Source organism: Phycisphaerae bacterium, from assembly GCA_035275405.1.
In the GTDB taxonomy this organism is placed as follows: Bacteria; Planctomycetota; Phycisphaerae; order UBA1845; family UTPLA1; genus DATEMU01.
The window spans coordinates 675,236-695,124 of sequence record DATEMU010000015.1; the positions used below are offsets into that span (position 1 = coordinate 675,236).

Below are 19,889 nucleotides of genomic sequence, written 5' to 3' on the forward strand. Positions count from 1 at the left end.
ATGCGGATATTCATGATTTCCTCCGATGGTCGAACACTCGCGTAACTTGAAGGAACTATATCCCGCCCCTCGCCGTTCGCCAACCGACTCGCACACGTACCTATCAATGGTATAGTCTTTGCTCGGATAGGCGGACCCCGAGCGCAGGAGCGCTCCAGAGGAGGATCTTCCCGCATGCGCCGAATCGTCGTGATTGTCGCGCTGCTCGCAGTGGGCGCACTGGCGTGGCTTTACGGTCAACAGGGGCGGACCGCCCGGTTTGTCGTCTCCGGTTACATCGAGGCCGACGTCATCCGTGTCGGCTCCCGCGTCGGCGGTCGCGTCGCCGAAGTCTCGACGGCCGAAGGCAGTCTCGTGAAGCCCGGCGACACCCTGTACCGCCTCGATCCCTTCGATCTCAACGAACAACTCGCCCAGGCCCGCGCCTCCCTCGCCGCGGTAGAAGCGGGGCACGCGCGGCTGTCCGCGGGATTTCGAAGCGAGGAGATCGAGCAGGCCCGCGCCCATCGCGATCAGGCCGCGGCGACCCTCGAACGACTCGTCGCCGGGCCGCGGCAACAAGAAATCACGGTCGCGCGCGAACAGGTCAACCTCGAACGCGCCAGCCTCGACCTCGCCGAATCCGAACACGAGCGGCTCAAACGACTGGTGGAGAATAACCAGGGGGCGCAAAGAGAACTCGACGAAGCGATCCGCGCGGTCAAGGCGGCGCGGGCGCGCGTCGCCGCGGCCGAACAGCAGCTCGCCTTGCTGGAAGAGGGCACGCGCAAGGAAGACATCGCCGCGGGCCGGGCGGCACTGGCCGAAGCGGAACAGGCGCTCAAGCTTTCCGAACAGGGCTTTCGCAAGGAGGACATCGCCAAGGCCGCCGCGGAGGTCACTGCGGCGAGGGCAAGAGTCTCGGCAATCGAGACGCAGATGAGGGAATTGGTCGTAACGTCTCCCTGCAAGTGCGTCGTCGAGGCCATCGAATTGCAGCCCGGCGATCTGGTCGGCGCGAACGCCCCCAGCGTCTCCCTGCTCGATATCTCCAAGCTCTGGGTGCGCTCGTATGTCCCCGAGGCGCGGCTCGGCGAAATCCAACTCGGCCAGGAAGTCCCGATCGAAGTCGACAGCCTGCCCGGCCAACGCCTCCGCGGACGCGTCTCCTTCATCGCCCGCGAGGCCGAGTTCACCCCCAAAAACATCCAGACGCCCGAAGAGCGCAGCAAACAGGTCTTCCGCATCAAGGTGACACTGGAAGAAGGCCTCGACCGCGCCCGCGTCGGCATGGCCGCCGACCTCCGCTTCGACGAAGCAAAAAAATGACGAGTGACGCACTGCAGATTACAAAAGGGAATTCATGCTTCCCCTCGTCTTTGGTAATTCGTAATTCGTCATTCGTAATTTGCGTGCCACCGTGAACGAACCCGTCATCGCCGCCCGCCACCTGACCCGCCGCTTCGGCGAGTTCGTCGCCGTCCGCGATGTCACCTTCGACGTCGCCCGCTCGAGCATCTTCGGCCTCCTCGGCCCCAACGGCAGCGGCAAATCCACCCTCATCCGCATGCTCTGCGGCGTCCTCCGCCCCAGCGAAGGCACGGGGTCCGTCCTCGGCATCGACATCCGCCAGGACCCCGAAGGCGTCAAACGCCGCATCGGCTACATGTCGCAGAAGTTCAGCCTCTACGCCGACCTCTCCGTCACCGAAAACCTCCGCTTCTACGGCCGCGTGTACGGTCTCTCCCCCGTCCGCCAGCGCGAGCGCGAAGACGCCGTCATCTCGTTGACGGGAATCGCCGACTACGCTGATCGCCTCGGCGGCCAGCTCTCCGGCGGCTGGAAGCAGCGCCTCGCCCTCGCCTGCGCCCTCATCCACGAACCGGAGGTCCTCTTCCTCGACGAACCCACGGCCGGCATCGACCCGGTCGCGCGACGCGAGCTGTGGGACCTCCTTTTCGAACTGTCGCACCGCGGCGTGACCATGTTCGTCACGACGCACTACATGGACGAGGCGGAGCGCTGCACCCACGTCGGCTACATCTACCAGGCGCGGCTGATCGCCCTCGGTCGCCCCGACGAATTGAAGCTCGGCGAGGCCGTCACCCCGCCGGGCACGCAGCGCTACGAAATCACCTGCGCCGCCCCCGCCGACGCCCTCGCCCGCGCCCGCCAGCTCCCCGAAGTCCGCGACGCCACCATGTTCGGCGACACGCTCCACATCCTCGTCGCCGACACGCTCCCGCCCGAATCCCTCCTCGCCCAGGTCGCCCCAAGTCAATCGGACGCAACTTTCCGCCCCATCGGCCCGAGCCTCGAAGACGTCTTCGTCCTCCTCAGCCGCGCGCAGGAATCGCGCCCACGCGCGCAATCAAAGCCGCGACCGTAAAGGAGCGCCGCGCGCAGCCTGAATGTGGCGCGATGATCGAATGCGGCGCAATCATTCAAATTGCAGATTACCATCTGCCCTCCGAGATGGAACTTCTTCGCCCATCGGGGCGCGGCGACTCAGCCCAACGGGCTGGTATTCAGTAGGCAGGGGCAACCGCCCCTGTACCAGGGCCGCTATCATGTCGTTCGATCCCGACGGGATCGCATTACTGCGACGCGTGATGAAAGCAAGCAAACTCAAGGTCGGAGACAAGATAGAACTCATCGCCGTGCCCGGCGAGGGTATTCCCGACTATTACATCCACCCAAGCACCGTCCGCGTCTACAAGAAAATCATCGCGCGGAACCGACCGGTACGAATCGGGTGGATCAACGCCACCTCAATCCCCTAATCCCTGTCGAAAACCTCGCCTTGGCGGGCTCCCTAAATCCCTCATTTTAGAGGGAGCGCTGAGCAAGCATGGTGCTTGAAGTGAGGAAGGACCGGACGCCCGGCGTCGGCTACTGCTCTTAAGCGGTGCCCCCCGCGTCCACGGAGATTCCGCGCCCATGAAACCAAAGCTATTCACGCAGCATCGCCCTCTTCCCCATCTGTGGCATCTGCGTCATCTGTGGACGTTTTTCTGGCTTGTTCAGTCTTTTTCAGGGCGTCCGCTCGTTTTTAGGAGGATTCGATCATGCACGACTTGCCCTTAACCAACGCATCCGCCGGTCGCGACACCCATTCGACCATCTACGAAAAAACCACCGCCGACGAGCGCCGCAAGGTCGACCGCGCCATCGTCAACCGCGATCCGCCCACCTACCGCGGTGTCTTCGAAAAATTCCGCCTCGCCGAGAAGGGCGTCAGCTTCACCGCCTTCTACAACTACGCCCGCCGCATCCGCGCCGCCGCCCAAGTTTGCAACCTCGCCGAGCTCGTCGCCCCGGCCCAGGCCGACCTCAACCAGACACTCCCGCGCCTCCTCGGCGACCGCCTGATCGAAACGCTCCTCTACCAGGAGGATGCCACCCCCGCCCAGATCCAACGCCTGACCCTCGCGTACGCCTCCGCCATCACCACCGCCATCAAGGCCCACAAAGCCTGCGACGTATTCCCCCGCCGCCGTCCCGTAGCGGCCGCCGTCCCGGCGGCCGACGAATTCCGCGCCGCCGCATCAGAACCGCCCTCGCCAAGGGGCGCCGAATTGTCCACGAACACAGTTGACGCTCCGTCCCCGCGCGCCGATTCCGCCCCTCAATCCCTCGCTCTTGTTGATCCCGTCCCTTCGGTCCCGGAGGTCCCTTTGGTCCCTTCGGTCACTTCCCCTCCGCCCATTCCGCATTCCGCAATCCGCATTCCGACTTTGCCAAACTCCCTCGTCCCGCGCATCGACCTCGACGATCTCCCCGATCCCGATCCGCGCCGCGAGGCCCTTCGTCAGCGAATACGCGAGGACTTGACGCCGCTCCTCAATATCCCTGATTCCAGCTAGACCTGCGCAGTCCTCATAGCGGCCTGCGCCCCGGCAGGACGTTGAACGCACGCAGAGGTCGCACGTGGAGTCGCTAATAAAAGAAGCCCACCGGGAGCTATCCGGTGGGCTTCGGTAAGAACATAAGAAATGTAGAGAAGCGACCGCCTACTCGTCGCTCGTTCCCCGGGCCGATGTGCCATCAATCGCGCCGGCGTTCTTCTTGACCGCGTAGAACTCCACGCGGCGGTTTTGCAGCCGCGCCTTGTCGTTAGTGTTCGATGTCTTCGGCCGGTACTGGCCGCAGTTCGCCTGGACCAGCGAGTCGTTGGGAATGCCGAGTTCGGACAGGGCGCGAATCACCTTGAGCGAGCGGTTCGCCCCGAGTTCCCAGTTGTCCTTCCACTTGCTCTTGCGGATCGGCTGGTCGTCGGTATGACCGAACACGAAGATGTCGCGATCGCTGTATTTCGCGCGGATGTCCGAGGCGATCTGGGCCAGTTTCGCCCGGCCGCCGGACGTCAGGTCCGCCTTGCCCGCCTCAAACAGCACCGAGCCCGGCACCGAGATCATGTCGAAGCTGGGCATCGTGACCCAGCCCTCGCTGTTCTTGCCGTCGGCGCGCGCCTTCGCGAGCTGCTGGTTCAACTCGTCGATCGTGCTCTTCGAGTCGTTCTCGCGGACCATCGCATCGTTGAGCTGCCGGTCGCGGTCCTCGATCTCCTGCTTGAGACCGTCGTTCTCGGCGGTGAGTTCATCGATCTTTTTCTGTTTGGCGTCGGGCCCGCAGCCGGTCACGCCAAGTGTCAGGAAAAGTGCGGTCAGGGAAAGAGTGAGAGCGGGGTTGCGTGTCATCCATGCCATGGTTTGTTCCTCCAAAATTGAACAACGCAAGTTTAGTTTTTTTCGCGCCGCCGCGAAGATGGACGCGGCGCATGGCGGAAAGAGTAAGCGGAGGGGAGTCCATCGTCAACAGAAATGGCGGGTTTTCGTAGCGGCCGGCGCCCCTGCCGGCCGTGAAACATGAGCGAGGCGTCCTTCTAGTGGTTGCCCTGTGAGTTTTCCGGCCCCAGCGCCTTCTTGATCTTGTCGTCGATGCGGCGTTCCTGCTCGTCGAGCTGGCGGCGGCGCTGGTCCTCCTCGGCTTGCCGTTCCTGGGCGGCCTTCTGCAGCCGAAGGTCGGCCAATTCCCGCCAGACCCGCCGCATCTTGGACAGAAGCCAGAAGACCACCACGGAAACGACGCTGGTCGCCAGCATGAGCCACAACGTGGAGACCGGGGCCAGGACCGCCCACGGCCAGAACTTGGTCTCATAGCTGCGGTTCTTGAAAATGATGGTGGCGACGCCCAGAAAGATGGCGACGATGAGCGTAACTTTCGCATAGACCGTTATTTGTTTGATGGGCCCGGCCACAGGTTCAACCTCCAAATCGCCACGCCGACGTGCCGGATATCAGGCTCCACAGAAGGCCGGTCGCGGGCTTGAAGAAGTCTAACAGGAATCCCTCCAACGCGAGGGCCACGAACGATCCCAGGGCCAACCAGGGCCCGAATGAAATGACGCGGTTGGACTTATGGAAGAGAGACGCCGCCACGCCGATCAGGGCAAGAACGGCGGCGAGAAAGAACCCGAATACGAGATTGGCGACTCCCGCCGCGGCGCCAATGGTCCCCATCAGGTAGATATCTCCCGTCCCATACGCCTCCTTCCCGAACGCCAGCGTTCCCATGATACGGACCGTCCAACCCAGGGCCGCCCCGATCACCATGCCCCCGATGGCATGGAGCGCGCCGCCGACGAACTTCGCCCAATGCCAGGAATCCGCGTAGGCCCGATGCAGGTCGGTCCATTCGCTGCGCAGGCTCACGCCCTCGCGGCCCCGGAGCCAAAGGAACACGCCGATCGCGACGATCAGCGCGGGAACAAACGTCGCCAGCTCGCGAACCGCGAGGGACCGGGCGTGATGCCGAGAATCTTCGATCTCCCCGACGATTTCGGCATCTACCGGCCGCGGAATCCAGGACGCCAATATGAGGGCGGTCATGCAGATGACCGACGCAATGAGAAAGCGAAGCGCCACCGGAGAGAAAGGAAGGCCGCCGTTGAAATCGGGTGCGACACGTTGCCAGATTATCAGGGCGATGACAAGGAGCGTGAGCAGGACGATGGGAATGGCGGAGGATTCGGACGAGGGGCTGGAGGTGGGAGGCTCCGAGGGCGCAGGATCGGAGACACCGGTCGTCACCTCGCCCGGTCGAACGTCCGCGGCCGTGCGGGGGCGGGGCCAGGCGGCCATGACGACCCAGCCGGTCAGCCACGTCAGTCCTCCCGCCGCGGCGATCACGCAAAGACCCGGCGGCAGAAAGCCCAGCGACCGATCGTCCGTGGTCGTGAGGACGACATCGGGCATGCCGCGGACCGCATGCGCAGCGACGGCGACGATCATCACGACGATGGAGATACGAATATCGATGGTGTAGGACTCAATGTCCATGGCCGAGCTGGCCAGCAAGCCGGAAAAGAGAGCGAAATACGCCAGGATCATGGGCCAATCGGTCCGCACTCCGGCAATCCCGGGGACCAGCCGGGCCGTGAACAGCACATCCCAGAGGGTGACAAAGACCAGCGCCGTCAGCGCTTCAATCAAAGGGTAAATCGGTGAGATGGGTACGCCGCACGCCCGGCAGCGTCCCTTCAGGATCAGCCATCCGACGATCGGAATGTTGTCCAACGGGCGGATCGTCCGCCGACAATGCGGACAGAAGGACCATCGGGGCGAGAAGACCGAAAGGCCGAGTGGGAGCCGATAGATGACGACGTTCAGAAAGCTGCCGACGATCGCGCCCAGTATCGCCACGGGGATCACGAGGTTGTTCGCGATGAGTATCCAGCCCTCCGCCATTAGCCCCTCGTCGCGAGTTCCGGGTGCCGGGTCGAAGAATCTAAGCCTCGGTCTGTTCGGTGTCGTTGGCGCGGAACCATAGCTCAATCGCTTCGGCGACCTGTTCCGGGGAGTCAGAAATCGTATCGACCTGGTGTGCGGCCATCGCCCCGTAATTCGCCTCGCGGAGCTTCAGCGTCGTTTCGACCTCTGCCAGGCCGCCGCCGGGGGTGAGGTCCGGCCGATTTCGCGGGCTGCTGGGATCACGGCTGATCCGCGACCAGAGAATGGCCGCGGGGGCGCGAAGCCAGACGATCTTGCCCAGGCGCTTGGCGGCGAGGCGCGTCTCGGGATCTTCGAGTGCGCCACCGCCGAGGGCGACGACATGGTTCTTGGCCTTGCGCAGCGATTCGCAAGCCTCCTTTTCGCGACGGCGGAAACCGGCCTCTCCCTCGGTCGCGAAGAGCTGCGCGATGGACTGGCCCGCGCGCTCGACGATCACGGCATCCAGATCGAGGAAACGCCAGCCCATCCGCCGCGCGAGGATTTCGCCGACGGTGCTTTTCCCGCTGCCGCGATAACCGACGAGGACGAGATTCACGTTGCTTGTCCGTGGGTGACGTTCAGGACCGCCCCCTTGGCGGGGTCGACTTCGATCAGGACGTGATTGAGCTTCGAATGAGTTTGACCGGGATTGACGGCGACGGTCCGACCGATCTTATCCATGAAGTGCCCGGTGACTTCATGCGCCTGATGAATGTGGCCGTGCAGCGAAAGCATCGGCTGGTGCTTTTCGATCGCGTCGCGGACCGCCTTGGAACCCCAGGCGAGGTTTCCATAGTAGCGGTCGAGCAGTGACTCGGCCGGCGGCGCGTGGGCGACGAAGACCCACGGATCGGGAGGCCGCTTGAGATCGGCCAGTTCGGCGACCATCGTCCGGCTCATCCCGAAAAGCGCGGTGGCGCTGAGCGTGCAGGGTCGGTTGAACCGCGCATCCCAGCGCGCGCCGCCGAGGAGCGGCGGCTTATCCTTGGGTTGATCCAGGCGCTCAAAATCCTTGACGAACCACGGCGTCGGCGGCGTGCTCGAATATCCCAAAAAGGAGATGCCTTTGAAAAGGGTCGGCTTCTCCAGACTGAGCACGTTCAGCAGCCCATCGCCCTCCAGTTCCGCCATCGCGGTCACGCTGCTGCCCCAGTCATGGTTTCCAAAGATGGTCATGACCGATTCGCAACCGGAGGCCTCTCTCAACGAAGCGATGTACTTGCGGAACGGCCCACGGACGTACGCGGGCTGACCGTGACCCATTTGGTCCGGTTCCAGGGCGGAATCATCGGGAAGCATGTCCCCCCCCAGGATGATGAGCTGAGGGCGGTTTTGCCTCGCGACGTTGAGCAGGCGGGTGTAATGAGCCTCGTCGCCGTGCAGGTCTGAGCTGAAGAGTAATTTCATAGCCGATCGATAACGAGGACGAAGTCCGTCTCCCGGCATACCGGGGCGAGGTCTGTGTCGCGGCGAAAGACCGCCGCGTCCGGATCGGTCCCACCCCTATAGGGTCGGCACGAAACAGGTTACATCTTCGGCGGAACCGGCCGGGGGGTCAAATGGGGCTCATCCGGAAAAGTGGGCAGGAGGGGGTCAGACGTCCCCCTCCACTCGGGCGATCGCCGCCTTACGATAACCCTCCGCCGGTACCGATCGGCCGGTCCAGTATTGGAACTGGGCATGGGCTTGGTGGACAAACATCGACAATCCGTCCATGGTTCGGCACCCTTCTTGCCGGGCTTCCATCAGCAGGCGCGTCTGCAGGGGACGATAGACCGTGTCGAAGACGGCGGCCTTCGTGTTCCGTACGCCCTCCGGCATCGGCGACTCCCCGACCGCGGGCCAAAGCCCCACACTCGTACAGTTAATCAGCAGATCCGCGTCAATCACCCCGCGCCTGTCCCACGGTTGGTGGCGGCCGCCGAACTCGGCGGCCAGGGCGGCGGCCTTGTCGGTCGTGCGATTGAAGATGGTGACGTCGGCGCCGTGGTCCGTCAGCGCCGCAACGACCGCCCGGGCGACGCCGCCGGCCCCCAGGATGGCCGCGCGCTTCCCGCGAAGCTGCCGGGGTTCACAATGGAGGACCTGGCAGATGCCGTCGAGGGCGGCGGCATAGTCGGTGTTAAGGCCATCGAGGCGGCCGTCTGGTTCGATTCGGAACGTGTTGATGGCGCCCACGCGCGCCGCGATATCGTCGAGGGCACCGCCCTTTTCCTGCAAGAACCGCAGGGCGTTTTGCTTGTGCGGGATCGTGATCGACAAGCCGCGCAGGTCGAGCCAGGGTCGCGCCAGGGCTTCGACCATGAATGCTTTGAAGGACTCATAGCCCGGGGAGACATCAAAGGGCAGGTACACGGCGTTCACGCCGGCGGCCTCGAAGCCCGCATTGTGAACGGCGGGGCTGAGCGAGTGGGCGATGGGCGATCCGATGAGGCCGTAGACCGCGGTCTCCCGGTTGATGGAATCCCAGCGATAGAGGGCGCGCATCTCGGCGAGCGTCAGTTGGCCCGCCGCAGTTTCCAGCCCGGCGGCCGGGGCGGAGAAGGTGCCGAACGCGCCGAACTTTTTGGCAAGGACGCGCGAGGCAACGCCGTGCGGGCCCATGCAGATGGCGATGATCGGTTTCGGACTGCTGCGCATCAATTCGAATGACTCGAAGTTGTCGCGCACGGTCCGCGCGCGCCAGGCGAGCTTGGAAACATTGCACGCGGGCTCGTCGCACATAAGGTACAAATCGGAGGAGAGTGTCGGTGGCCGGCCGGTGTGGTCGTGACGAGAGAGGATGAGCTTACGCGGGGCGGCTTCATCGATCTCTTCGCGACCGCCGTCTTGAGAGAAGTGACCGGCGCGGCGTAACGCCAGGCCGATCTTCTGTCGAATGTTCGCGGAGCCCTGCCACCACGAAAGTTCGACATCGATGTAATCCACCATGGGACCCAATTCGATCAGTTTGCTTATTGCCACATCGTCGCCGTCATCCCACGCGCCGCCTTCAAAGATAGTTCGGATGGTCAAAATCAACGGTACGTTGGAGGGAACCGCCTTACGAAGCGCACGAAGATCGTCGACGGTGTAGGGGCCGCAGAGGTCGAGTCGGAGTTCGATGGCTTCCGCGCCGGCATCGAGCGCGGTCCGCGCATGCGAGAGGACATCGTCGGGGGTGTGACCGGAGATGGGTGAGATGAGGTAGGTCATGGAGCAGTGGTCAGTTGTCAGTGGTTAGTGGTCAGTGGCTCGCGAGTAAGTGTCCCTTCTTTATCGAGAATCCGGAGCATACCGCGGGCGGCGACGGCGTGGCCTTCTTTTGTCCAGTGAGGATCATCGTCAAAACAGGTCGGGAAGACTGTGCTGTTCTGGAAGTCCTCGAGGAGAGAGTAACACGGGAATCCTGCCCGCGCGCGGAAGGACTTCAGCCACTTGAACGGCTCGAGGACATAGGGGCCCAGCGGCGTGTAGGCGTAGGCCTCCCAGCTTCGGCGGCTTTCCTTGTCGCTGTATTGGAAACCGCGCGGCAGCATGACGAGAACAAACTTTGCGTTGAGTTGCTCACGGCAAAAGGCATCAATCTCTCGAAGGTTGTTTTCCGTCGCCTGCATGTATTCGATGCTCTCGCCAAGCGGTTGATTAACGACGAAGAAGCGATCGCCGGGCACGACCGCGCCGCGACCGGTCAGCCGCGCCCAAAGCTCCGGGAAGTTCCAGCGCTTTTTGAGTTCGGACAATTCGGCGGCCAACCCGGCTTTGGCGAGCAGAAAGGCGGTCGGAGATACGCCGATGTACTGCGCACCGACAAGGTAGCGCAGGTCGTCGTGAAAATCCGTCATGTCCAGACAATACACCACGAGTCGAGGCTTGTATTTTTGGCCGATGTCCTTGAGCAACCGGGCGGAGAGGAGCGGCGACGAAGAGACCCAGGCGAAATTGACGGCGCGGACCTTCGCGGCGGGATACTTCGCGCGGCAAAGGGCTTCGAGTTGCGCGGGGAACGCCTCGCCACCGTCCGCGAGGCGCTCGCCGTAAGTAAAGGAATCGCCGAGGAAGATGATGTTGTAGGTGTCGGCGGTGAAATCGGAGGCCTCGACGGGGCAGCGGATGCCGTCGCTATTGATACCGGCTGCGGGATTCGCCTTCATGCGATGATCGAGATCGACGTGGTGGGTCCGGGCGATGTGGCGGCGGATCGCGATCCCGCCGAAGAACTCGAGCAAGAGATAAGAGGCCAGTAAGCTGACGAGGAGGACCATCACCTTGCGGTTGCGGCGATAAACGGCGTGATAGATCGCCGCGGCCAACAGCCCGACGAGTAGGGTCACGAGCAGGTTCGTGAACAGCGCAGCCGCCAGTAGGAAACAGACCGCGACGGCGATGAGGTCGGTTCGTTTCAATTACGTTGCACGTCTCCGCAGGTCAAAGATCGGCCGGGGTGGAACCTCGCCTGAGCGGGATTCGGCCATCGCTCGATTGGATTATAATCCCGCGCCGGCCGAATCTGACAAATGACCTACTACCCGACAAACGACTTCGGACCGCTGATCAAGGGAATGGTCATCGGCGGCATGGGGATCTTTCACGTCTTCCTGGCCCAATTCGCCATCGGCGGTGGGATGATGCTGTGCTTTTTCGAGTGGCGCAGCCAGCGGCGCCGCGACGAATCGGCCCGGCACTTCGTCGACGGCTACTTCAAAACGCTTGTTCTGGTCAGCTTCGTTCTGGGAGCGCTGACCGGCGTGGCCATGTGGTTCACTTCCATCCAGATCAGCCCGGGCACCATCGGCACGATGGTCCATGAGTTTCATTGGATCTGGGCGACGGAGTGGACTTTTTTCTGCCTGGAGATCGTCGCGGGGTACATGTTCTACCGTTACGGCGGTGTTTTGTCTGGTCGCTCGCGCCTGACGCTGCTGGTCCTGTATTCCGTCGCCGCGTGGATGAGCCTCTTCTGGATCAACGGGATTTTGTCGTGGCAGTTGACGCCGGGGGAGTGGAGCCAGACGCGGCGGATGTGGTCGGGTTTCTTCAACCCGAGCTTCTGGCCGTCGCTCGCCTACCGGACGGTCAGCGCGCTGACCATTGCCTCGTTGGCGGCGTGCCTGGTGATCAACCTGGTGAAGGACTTCGCGCCGGAGACGCGCAAGCGGTTGATCCATCAGGCGGCACTGGGGCTGGCACCGATGGTCTTGATGCCGGCGCTGGGACTGTGGTACTTAGCGGTCATCCCGCCGGACAGCCGGTCGTGGGTCCTGGGGGGCAGCCCGGCCATGACGATGTTCATGGGTCTCGCCGTCGCGGCGTCGCTGGTCATCGGGATTTACGCCATCGTGGGGATCATCGGGAAGCGGCTTTATTTCAACGTGACCACGGCGTCGCTCCTGTGTGTCCTCGCCTTCGGCGCGACGGCGGGCGGGGAGTTTGTCCGCGAGGGCGTGCGGAAGCCCTTCACCATACGAGAATACCTTTACTCCAACTCGATTCCGCGGACCGAAGTCGCGGAACTTCGACGGATTGGATGCGTCGCGCGCGATCCGTATCCCCTCCGCGACGCCCAGAAATATCCCAATGACCAGGTGCGATTGGGCGCCCGCGTGTTTCGGGTTCAATGCAGCGTGTGCCACACCTACGATGGCGTCAACGGCCTGGCGCATCTTGCCGGGACGTGGTCGCAGGAGCAGCGGCGCGTGAACATCGCCCGGTTGCAACAGACCAAGCCGTTCATGCCGCCGTTTGCGGGCACCGCCCCCGAAGTCGAAGCGGTGGGGCAATTGATCGGATGGCTGGCGGCGGGAAGACCGCAATGGTGGGAAGAAACGAGTGATCCGGCCGCGCTGCGGGAAATTCAGGAGGCATTGGACGCTGCCGGCCCGCATCCCAACACCGTCCAAGACAAGGCGGCACAGGTCGAACGTGTCCTCGAACGGCGTGACAAAAAGGGAGATTAATGGACCGCGTGTTTCCATTCGGATTTCCCGGCCCAACGGCCTTTTACCTGACGCTGTACGTCTTGACCCTGATCGGCCATGTCCTGTTCATGAACTACGTCCTTGCGGGGACGGGTTATCTGGCCTTCGTCGGAGTGGGTCGGTGGCTACGGCGTCGAACCGGCAGCGAGACCGGTCCGGACGATTTGTACGAAACCTTGCGCGACTGGATGCCGTTTGCGCTCGGCGCGGCGATCACGGCGGCGATCGCGCCGCTGCTTTTCCTGCAAATTCTCTATCGGGAACCGTTCTACACGGCGAATCTGCTCCTCTTCCATCGATGGATGTCGATCCTGCCGGTGCTCATCGTGGGGTTCTATCTGCTCTATTTGATCCGCTCGAAATGGATGGCGAAGCGCTCGGCGGTCGCGCCGGCCTGCGCCGCGCTCGGCGCGCTGGCCTGCTTTGCCTTCACGGGCTATGCGTGGACGGAGAATCACCTCCTCTCGCTGGATCGCGCGAGTTGGCCCGGCCATTACGAGTCACGGGCGATGGTGTATCGCAACCCACTCGTCGCGGCGCGGTTCCTGATGTGGGCGGCGGGATCGGTCGCGACGATGGCGACGATTCTGGGATGGCAACTGATCGGAACAGGGATTAAGGGAGCGGGGATTAAGGGATTAAGGGAAGATTCCGAACCCAATTCGTCATTCCCTTCGCCGGTGGTAAGACGATTGGCGAAACTGGCGCTGGCGGGGATCGTCATCAGCCTTGTTACGGGGAATGCCTATTTCTTTCTCGAGAGATCGGACATCGGCGGCCGGCGCTTGACGCCATTGCAGGCCGATGCCCTTTCGCCACCCTATTCATTCCTCGCCGTCGCTGGCGGACTGCTGCAACTTCTGTGCTGGCGCTACGCGCTACGCTGCGGACGATTCTCATGGTGGACGCTGGGTTTGGCGTCCGTCGGACTGCTCGCAACGCTCCTTGGCGTGACCGTTGAGCGCGAGGCGATTCGGTTGCATGCCATCGACATCTCCAAACTTTACGAACAGCATGCCGAGGCTGCTCAGATCGGGGGTTGGTGGATCTTCGTGTTTTTTGCGGCCGTCAATGCGGGGTTAGTCGTTTGGGCCATCCGGCTCGTCAGGCGTCGGAGTCGTGTGGGCGGGTCCGTCGCATCGGAGTAATATGCCCCTATGGCCATGCGCTCACAGACCCAGCGCAGTCTTCTCCTGGGGTTCATTGCTTCCATTGTCTTTTGCGCCGCGGTGGGCATCTATTGTCTGCTGGTCGGGCAAATGTCCTCCTTTGTTGGCCAGGTCATGACGACGGCTGGCGCGGTCGCGGCCACGTCCATCCTCGCGCTTATCGCGGCGATCCCGACGGAACTTCGGCGCTGGCCGCCGATCGGTCCCTTGGGTTTGCTCTCTGCGGCGGTGGCGCTGGTCATGTCGCTCGTGGGCATTTGGGTCGAGCCGGGTTGGCAGAACGCGTTTTGGGAGTGTCTCGGAATCTGCTGGGTCTTCGCCGTGGCCTTTCCGCACGTGGGTTTGCTGTCGCTCGCTCGCCTGAAGACACAGTGGAACTGGGTGCGAACCCTGACGGCCGTCGCCATTGGGCTCCTGGCGCTGCAGATCAGCGTGAGCGTCTGGTACCACATGAACGCGGATGAGTGGTATCGAGGCATGGGCGTCCTGTCCATCGGCGTCGCCTGCGGAACCATTGCCGTGCCGATCCTGCACAGGGTCTCGGCGATTCGACTCCGCGAGGCCGTGCGAACGACCGAGCTGGCCGTTGAGATCACCTGCCCGCGATGTGCCAAGAACCAGACGCTGGCAGTCGGACGTTCGAAGTGTGCGCAATGCGGGCTGGGGTTCTCCATCGAGATCGAGGAGGAGAACTGCAGGAAGTGCGGGTATCCCCTTTACAAGATTGAGTCGTCGGTCTGTCCGGAGTGCGGGGAACCGATCTTCCGGCCGGCCGTCGCGTAGCTTCGGAACAAAGAAAATCCAAGGATTCAGTGTGGAGTCTTGCGGAAAAATGACCTAAAATGCCTGTAGAGGCAACCACGATGGCGATCTCATTTCAACTGGAAGGCGAACTCGAAGAGCAATTGCGACGTGACCTGGGTGATCTCGGCCAGGCAGCCAGAGAGGCTCTTCTCATCGAAGCCTATCGCAAGGGCAAGCTCAGCGTCGGGCGACTGGCGCGGACGCTGGGCATGGGCGTTATTGAAGCGGATCAGTGGCTCGCCGATCGCGGCGTGCCGCTCAACTACACCTTCGAGGACTTCCAGGCGGACGTGCGATCACTGGAGGAGCTTCGGGGCCCAACATCGCGATGATCGTCGTCTCCGACACCGGACCGCTGAACTATCTTGTCATCCTTGGTCATTTCGAAACGCTGCCCAGGCTCTACGGCGAGGTGGTCATCCCCCAGGCCGTTGCGGAGGAGTTGTCCCGAGCTTCGAGCCCGGAAGCGGTTCAGGTGTTGATCCGATCGCGGCCGTCCTGGCTTAAGATTGAAAAGCCGCCGCGACGAGATCCGGTCCTGGCGGATCTGGGAGATGGCGAGCAGGAAGCAATCATGCTCGCCCAGTCGCTCAACGCCGACCTGCTGCTCTGCGATGACAAGGATGCTCGCGAAGCCGCGCTGCGGCGGAGCGTGCGCGTGACCGGTACGATCGGCGTACTGAAGGAGGCTGCGAATAAGGGCTTGCTCGACCTTGCCGATGCCTTGTCGAGACTTCGCCGGACAAACTTTCGAATCTCCAAGACGGTCATTCAACGCATTCTCGAGGACCATTGGAAAACGACGTAAGCCCCACGGGAGGCTCGTTAATGTGAGCTAGTCTGTTGTGCGGACGTTGCGTTAAGAACTTCAGCCTGGCAGTTTGATTCCCATTTTCTTCAGCTCGCCTTCGATCCGTTTCCGCCAGCCGTTGTTCGCAACCGGACTCGCGGGGCTGGGGTGAGCGATGCGACCGATGGGAATGTCGAGATCGGCGAGCGCGAGGCGGGCGCGTTTTTCCGCGAAGGCGCCGATGCCGATGATGCGGCGCGGTTGAAGAACCTGAATCGTGTCGCGAAGGGCGCGATCGCAGGCGGCGAGGAGGCGCGCTCGCTGCCGCGGCGGCAGTTTGTCGGGCGTCAAGTTGCGGCCGCTCTTTTCCATGAAACATAGCGGGCAGTAGTTGGCGATGAAGAAGCGCGCGAAGAATCGCTCGGGCATGCCGAAGGTCTCCTTCACCCATCCCCAGAGCCGCGCGCCGCTGACTTCGCGGCGATGACAGGCGAACCCGGCGACCGGCCGCTTGGGGTGCAGCCGCGCGGGTTGACCGACGGGCTCGTCGATGCCGAGCCAGTCGCGTACGTGCGTGACTTCGCCGAATGGCACGCCCGTCTGCGCCATGCCCCACGGGCCGGGGTTCATACCCATGAAGACCGCTTCCACGCCGATGCGAGCATACTGGTCCAAGTAACTCCTGTATGACCCCGCAGCATATTCGAGCGGGTTATAGACGCAGGCGACGAGCGGGCCGAATCGCAGACCACGAAGGTCCGCGACCAATCGCCGCGTAATATCGTGCAGGGCGGTGCAAGGCGACTCACATTGAGACCGAGAACGCATGGGGCGTCGAGTGTAGCACAGGGCCGGGCCTGCCACGGGGAGGTCTTCGATCGGCCCCTTTACCCGGGGCCCAGCGATTTCGTACAATAGGCGACCGGCGGACAGGATGGGAAAGCGGATCGGGAGCGGGAAGTAGCGTCCGGCCTCTGTACCGGACGATGGGAGCGGCGGGGAATTGAGCTATCTGAAGTGCTATCAAGTTCTCGGCCTTTCGCCGGGGGCGACGCTTCGTCAGGTGCATCGGTCGTACAAGCGGCTGGTGCTCTTGCATCATCCTGATCGGACGGCGGGCGATGCGGCCAGCCTCGCTGCTTTTTGCGAGGCGACGGAGGCGTACGCGATGCTGAAGCGAGCCTTCGCGTTGCGGGAGGTCTCCAAGTTCGCCGGGCCATGCCCCAAGTGTGAGCGGATCAAGGAGCTGTTTCGCGGGCTGGATGGGCGGAAGTACTGCGCGGACTGCCTGCTGACCAAAGGCCGGAAGTACCTGCCGCTGCCTACCTATGAACAGATGCGCTGTATCGGCGTGATCGGCCTGCAGTCGCTGGCGGTCTATTGCACAGTGGTCTCGGCTGTACTGGAGAGTTGGCAACATGCCGCCTTCGGGATGGGGTTCGTTTTCCTGGCGCTGGGCTGGTTGGCGTTCGATCTATACCGGGCCGACGTCATCGAACGGTAGCGGCTCCGGTCCATTCCGCTTCATTTCCCAGGATGCCGGGCATCTCGTTTGGCTGTTCGTGATTTGCCGGGCTCTCGAAACGCGATCAAACCGCATGGGGCGTGAATGCCGCTGTGGCGGACCGTTCGTAAAGGTGGGTTCGGGCCCAGGGAATCGGACTGCGCTGACGGAATAGTGGCAATCCCATTCGGCGATTAGAATGCGGCCGGCGGAGGCCGAGAGGCGCTCTTTGGGTCGGCTGCCATCGGTCAACCCCCAGAATCGGAGACATCGATGACCACCTGGAAAACGGCACTTCCCCTCATCGGCATTAGTTGCTGGATGAGCGGGATCGCTGCGGCGGACGAGTCCGTGATGTTGCGGCCGAAGTTCAAGCAAGGGGATTCAATATACATTGAATTGGATCAGCAGATTGCCCGGGACCAGTCGGGTCGGGGGATACCCGGCGGGTCGATGACCATCCACACGCGCCGTACTTATGGGTTTATTCAGGAGGTCAAGGCAGTCAGCGCCTCGAAGACTTATCTGAACCTCACGTTCGATCGGGTCTCGCAGAAATTCGACGCCGGGCCGATGGCGGATTTTTATTTCGATTCCGATGCACCGGCGCACGAGGACACGGACGAGCAGGTGGCGGAGGCGATGTCGCCGATGCTGGGCATGACGCTCCAGTTGGAATTCGACAAGGATTTTCACGTCACCACGGCGTCGGGCATGATTCCGCTGCGCGAAAAGGTCGGCAAGGCCCTGGGACAGAACATGCTGCTGCGACAGATTCTGTGGCAGGAGTTGGACGACGCGCGGGCGAAAGTGATGTACGGCGAATCGCGTTTCGCCCTTTATCCCAACAAGGAAGTCAAGGTGGGAGACGAATGGACCCGGACGTTTACGGACCAGCATCCGCAAATCGGGGTGGCGCTTCATACGTATCACTGCAAACTGGACCGGATCAGCGAGGAGGGCGGGAGAAAGGTCGCGATCATCACGTTCGAGGGAACGGTCGCCAATAAGCCGTCCGCCGCCGGCGCGTCCGATGAGACCGACCCCATGAAGGTCGACGGCCAATCCACGGGGACGGGGACATTTGATATCGATCAAGGCCTCATTGTGAAGACCAGCCTGGAAGGAAAAACCAAGCTCCGCACCCTGGATGAGGAGGGTAAGGAGTCGAAGAGCGGTATGAACATCGATATGGAGATCAAGACGACCTGGACGGTGATGCCAGTGGCCGAGCGGGAGAAGATCAAGGCGGAGAACGCGAAAGTCACCGAGGCGGCCCAAAAGGCCGCGGCCGAAAAGAAGGCGGCGCGAAAAAAGGCGGGCGAGGAAAGACGCGCCAAGGCGAAGGCCGAACCCAAAGAGGATGAGGCGGATTCGGATGACGAATCGGATGACGATGCCGATGCCGATGAATGAGACCAGACGGGATATTGCGGTGTTTGTGCCGCACTGTCTTGTCGTCGGGCGGAACTTACCCGCCGCACCGGCGAATAGGGTATAATCAAAACTTGGCGGGCTGTTCGGAGGAACCTATGTACATTGCAGAAAACACGCTCGGTCGGAGATTGTCCATCGCGTGCGGATTGGTCGCTGCCGTTACAGCGCTCGCCGGCGCACCCACGCCTGCGGCCGCACAATGGAAGCAATGGGGCGGCCCGCACCAGGACTTCAAGGCGGATTGCAAAGGGCTGGCGGATGAATGGCCGGATGAAGGTCCGAAGAAGCTGTGGTCGCAGAAGCTCGGCCAGGGCTACTCGGCGATCGTCGTGGACGACGACCGGCTGTTCACCATGTATCGCGAGGATGACCAGGAGGTCGTTCTTTGTCTGGACGCTAAGACCGGAAAAAAGATCTGGGATTTCAAATACATTGCGCCCATTAAAGAAGGCCATGCCGCCGAATTCGGCACCGGTCCGCGGGCCACGCCGCTCGTCTTCGACAAGCGCGTCTATACGATCGGCGTCTCCGGACAGATGCACTGCCTCAGCCGCAAGACCGGCAAGAAGGTCTGGTCGCACGATCTCTGGGAGGAGTTTGACGGGACCGTCCTCAACCACGGCTACTCGTCCAGCCCCTTCGGTTACAAGAATCTCGTGATCGCGATGGTCGGCGGCAAAGGCCACAGCATCGTCGCCTTCGACAAGAAGACCGGCAAGCCGGCCTGGAAGCGGCACGATTTCGTCAACAGCTACTCGACGCCCAAGCTCATCAATGTCGACGGTGAGGATCAGGTCCTTTGCTTCATGGCGACGGAGCTGGTGGCGATCGACCCGGTCAAGGGCGCGCTGAAGTGGAGCTTCCCGCACCAGAACCGCTGGAAGCAGAATGTCACGCTACCCATCTGGGACGACAAGGAACATCTGCTGTTCATCACGTCCTCGCCGGAAGCCGGGAGCAAAGGGCTGAAGCTGACCAAGAACGGCAAGAAGACGGAAGTGTCAGAGGTGTGGGCCAACAAACGTGTCGGTGTGCATCACTCGAACGCGATCCAGATCGGCGACACGATTTATACCTCCGCCGCCCAGCGCGGGCCGGGGCTCTTTTACGCCGTCGATGTCAAGACGGGCGAGGTGAAATGGAAAGAGCGCGGTTTCGCCAAGGCCAACTGCATTTACGCCGACGGCAAGCTGATCGTCCTCGACGAGGACGGCAATCTCGGCCTGGTCGATCCGTCTCCGGAGAAGTTCAAGATCATCGCCCAGGTGCCGCTGCTCTCGAAGGTTTCGTGGACGGTCCCGACGCTGGCCGGCACGACGCTGTACGTCCGTGATCAGAACGAGTTGATCGCGCTCGACCTGAGTGACGGCGGCTCGGAGTCTTAGGGCGAAATCACGTCGCGAACGTATTTAACACCAGGCCCCGCGCAGCACACGCGGGGCTCTTTTTTTGCACGGGCGGTGCGAACCCCACGCC

General features: G+C 62.5%; 20 protein-coding genes. 12 read left to right on the forward strand and 8 right to left on the reverse strand.

The genetic code is table 11. The features are described 5' to 3' along the window. Window positions 1–174: 174 nt before the first annotated feature. The 4 genes from VJZ71_20520 to VJZ71_20535 all read left to right on the forward strand — a co-directional run bounded on the left by VJZ71_20520 (window position 175) and on the right by VJZ71_20535 (window position 3,845). Window positions 175–1,308, forward strand: coding sequence for an efflux RND transporter periplasmic adaptor subunit (locus VJZ71_20520; GenBank protein ID HKQ50468.1), 1,134 nt, complete (start codon window positions 175–177; stop codon window positions 1,306–1,308). Between the two features lie 91 nt (window positions 1,309–1,399). Further along, window positions 1,400–2,368, forward strand: a complete 969-nt coding sequence (locus VJZ71_20525; protein ID HKQ50469.1) for an ATP-binding cassette domain-containing protein — start codon at window positions 1,400–1,402, stop codon at window positions 2,366–2,368. Between the two features lie 223 nt (window positions 2,369–2,591). Further along, entirely contained in the window at window positions 2,592–2,762 is a 171-nt protein-coding gene (locus tag VJZ71_20530) for a hypothetical protein (GenBank protein ID HKQ50470.1), read from the forward strand. Between the two features lie 285 nt (window positions 2,763–3,047). Next, complete coding sequence (locus VJZ71_20535) at window positions 3,048–3,845, forward strand: hypothetical protein (protein HKQ50471.1); 798 nt, start codon at window positions 3,048–3,050, stop codon at window positions 3,843–3,845. Between the two features lie 147 nt (window positions 3,846–3,992). Here the strand turns inward: VJZ71_20535 and VJZ71_20540 are convergent, their stop codons facing one another. The 7 genes from VJZ71_20540 to VJZ71_20570 form a co-directional block, all read right to left on the reverse strand. Then, window positions 3,993–4,688, reverse strand: coding sequence for an OmpA family protein (locus tag VJZ71_20540; protein ID HKQ50472.1), 696 nt, complete (start codon window positions 4,686–4,688; stop codon window positions 3,993–3,995). 176 nt (window positions 4,689–4,864) lie between these two features. Continuing rightward, the gene (locus VJZ71_20545; GenBank protein ID HKQ50473.1) at window positions 4,865–5,239 is read right to left on the reverse strand and encodes a hypothetical protein; all 375 of its coding nucleotides are present in this window, start codon (window positions 5,237–5,239) and stop codon (window positions 4,865–4,867) included. 4 nt (window positions 5,240–5,243) lie between these two features. Further along, window positions 5,244–6,728: a prepilin peptidase gene (locus tag VJZ71_20550; GenBank protein HKQ50474.1), complete on the reverse strand. Its 1,485-nt coding sequence runs from the start codon at window positions 6,726–6,728 to the stop codon at window positions 5,244–5,246. A gap of 40 nt (window positions 6,729–6,768) precedes the next feature. Beyond that, window positions 6,769–7,308, reverse strand: coding sequence for a shikimate kinase (locus tag VJZ71_20555; protein ID HKQ50475.1), 540 nt, complete (start codon window positions 7,306–7,308; stop codon window positions 6,769–6,771). Then, complete coding sequence (locus VJZ71_20560) at window positions 7,305–8,159, reverse strand: metallophosphoesterase (protein HKQ50476.1); 855 nt, start codon at window positions 8,157–8,159, stop codon at window positions 7,305–7,307. Before VJZ71_20560 ends, VJZ71_20555 begins: the two co-directional genes overlap by 4 nt. Before the next feature lie 186 nt (window positions 8,160–8,345). Beyond that, on the reverse strand, window positions 8,346–9,947 hold the full coding sequence (aroE, locus tag VJZ71_20565; GenBank protein ID HKQ50477.1) for a shikimate dehydrogenase: 1,602 nt from the start codon (window positions 9,945–9,947) through the stop codon (window positions 8,346–8,348). A gap of 17 nt (window positions 9,948–9,964) precedes the next feature. Then, complete coding sequence (locus tag VJZ71_20570; protein ID HKQ50478.1) at window positions 9,965–11,137, reverse strand: hypothetical protein; 1,173 nt, start codon at window positions 11,135–11,137, stop codon at window positions 9,965–9,967. Between the two features lie 111 nt (window positions 11,138–11,248). On the opposite strand from VJZ71_20570, the gene VJZ71_20575 reads away from it, so the two are divergent. The 5 genes from VJZ71_20575 (at window position 11,249) to VJZ71_20595 (ending at window position 15,490) form a co-directional block, all read left to right on the forward strand. Beyond that, complete coding sequence (locus VJZ71_20575; protein ID HKQ50479.1) at window positions 11,249–12,688, forward strand: c-type cytochrome; 1,440 nt, start codon at window positions 11,249–11,251, stop codon at window positions 12,686–12,688. Window positions 12,689–12,696: 8 nt separating this feature from the next. Continuing rightward, window positions 12,697–13,857 (forward strand): hypothetical protein, encoded by a 1,161-nt coding sequence (locus tag VJZ71_20580; GenBank protein HKQ50480.1) that lies wholly within the window; start codon window positions 12,697–12,699, stop codon window positions 13,855–13,857. Window positions 13,858–13,866: 9 nt separating this feature from the next. Beyond that, entirely contained in the window at window positions 13,867–14,661 is a 795-nt protein-coding gene (locus VJZ71_20585) for a hypothetical protein (GenBank protein HKQ50481.1), read from the forward strand. Window positions 14,662–14,741: 80 nt separating this feature from the next. Then, on the forward strand, window positions 14,742–15,014 hold the full coding sequence (locus VJZ71_20590) for a UPF0175 family protein (GenBank protein ID HKQ50482.1): 273 nt from the start codon (window positions 14,742–14,744) through the stop codon (window positions 15,012–15,014). After that, window positions 15,011–15,490 (forward strand): DUF3368 domain-containing protein, encoded by a 480-nt coding sequence (locus tag VJZ71_20595; GenBank protein ID HKQ50483.1) that lies wholly within the window; start codon window positions 15,011–15,013, stop codon window positions 15,488–15,490. Before VJZ71_20590 ends, VJZ71_20595 begins: the two co-directional genes overlap by 4 nt. A gap of 60 nt (window positions 15,491–15,550) precedes the next feature. Here the strand turns inward: VJZ71_20595 and VJZ71_20600 are convergent, their stop codons facing one another. After that, complete coding sequence (locus VJZ71_20600; GenBank protein ID HKQ50484.1) at window positions 15,551–16,300, reverse strand: uracil-DNA glycosylase family protein; 750 nt, start codon at window positions 16,298–16,300, stop codon at window positions 15,551–15,553. A gap of 175 nt (window positions 16,301–16,475) precedes the next feature. Here VJZ71_20600 and VJZ71_20605 point away from each other — a divergent pair, with 175 nt between their 5' ends. The 3 genes from VJZ71_20605 (at window position 16,476) to VJZ71_20615 (ending at window position 19,798) form a co-directional block, all read left to right on the forward strand. Beyond that, window positions 16,476–16,976 (forward strand): DnaJ domain-containing protein, encoded by a 501-nt coding sequence (locus tag VJZ71_20605; protein ID HKQ50485.1) that lies wholly within the window; start codon window positions 16,476–16,478, stop codon window positions 16,974–16,976. A gap of 273 nt (window positions 16,977–17,249) precedes the next feature. Beyond that, entirely contained in the window at window positions 17,250–18,392 is a 1,143-nt protein-coding gene (locus VJZ71_20610; protein HKQ50486.1) for a DUF6263 family protein, read from the forward strand. A gap of 116 nt (window positions 18,393–18,508) precedes the next feature. After that, window positions 18,509–19,798, forward strand: coding sequence for a PQQ-binding-like beta-propeller repeat protein (locus tag VJZ71_20615; GenBank protein ID HKQ50487.1), 1,290 nt, complete (start codon window positions 18,509–18,511; stop codon window positions 19,796–19,798). The last annotated feature ends 91 nt before the right edge of the window (window positions 19,799–19,889 follow it).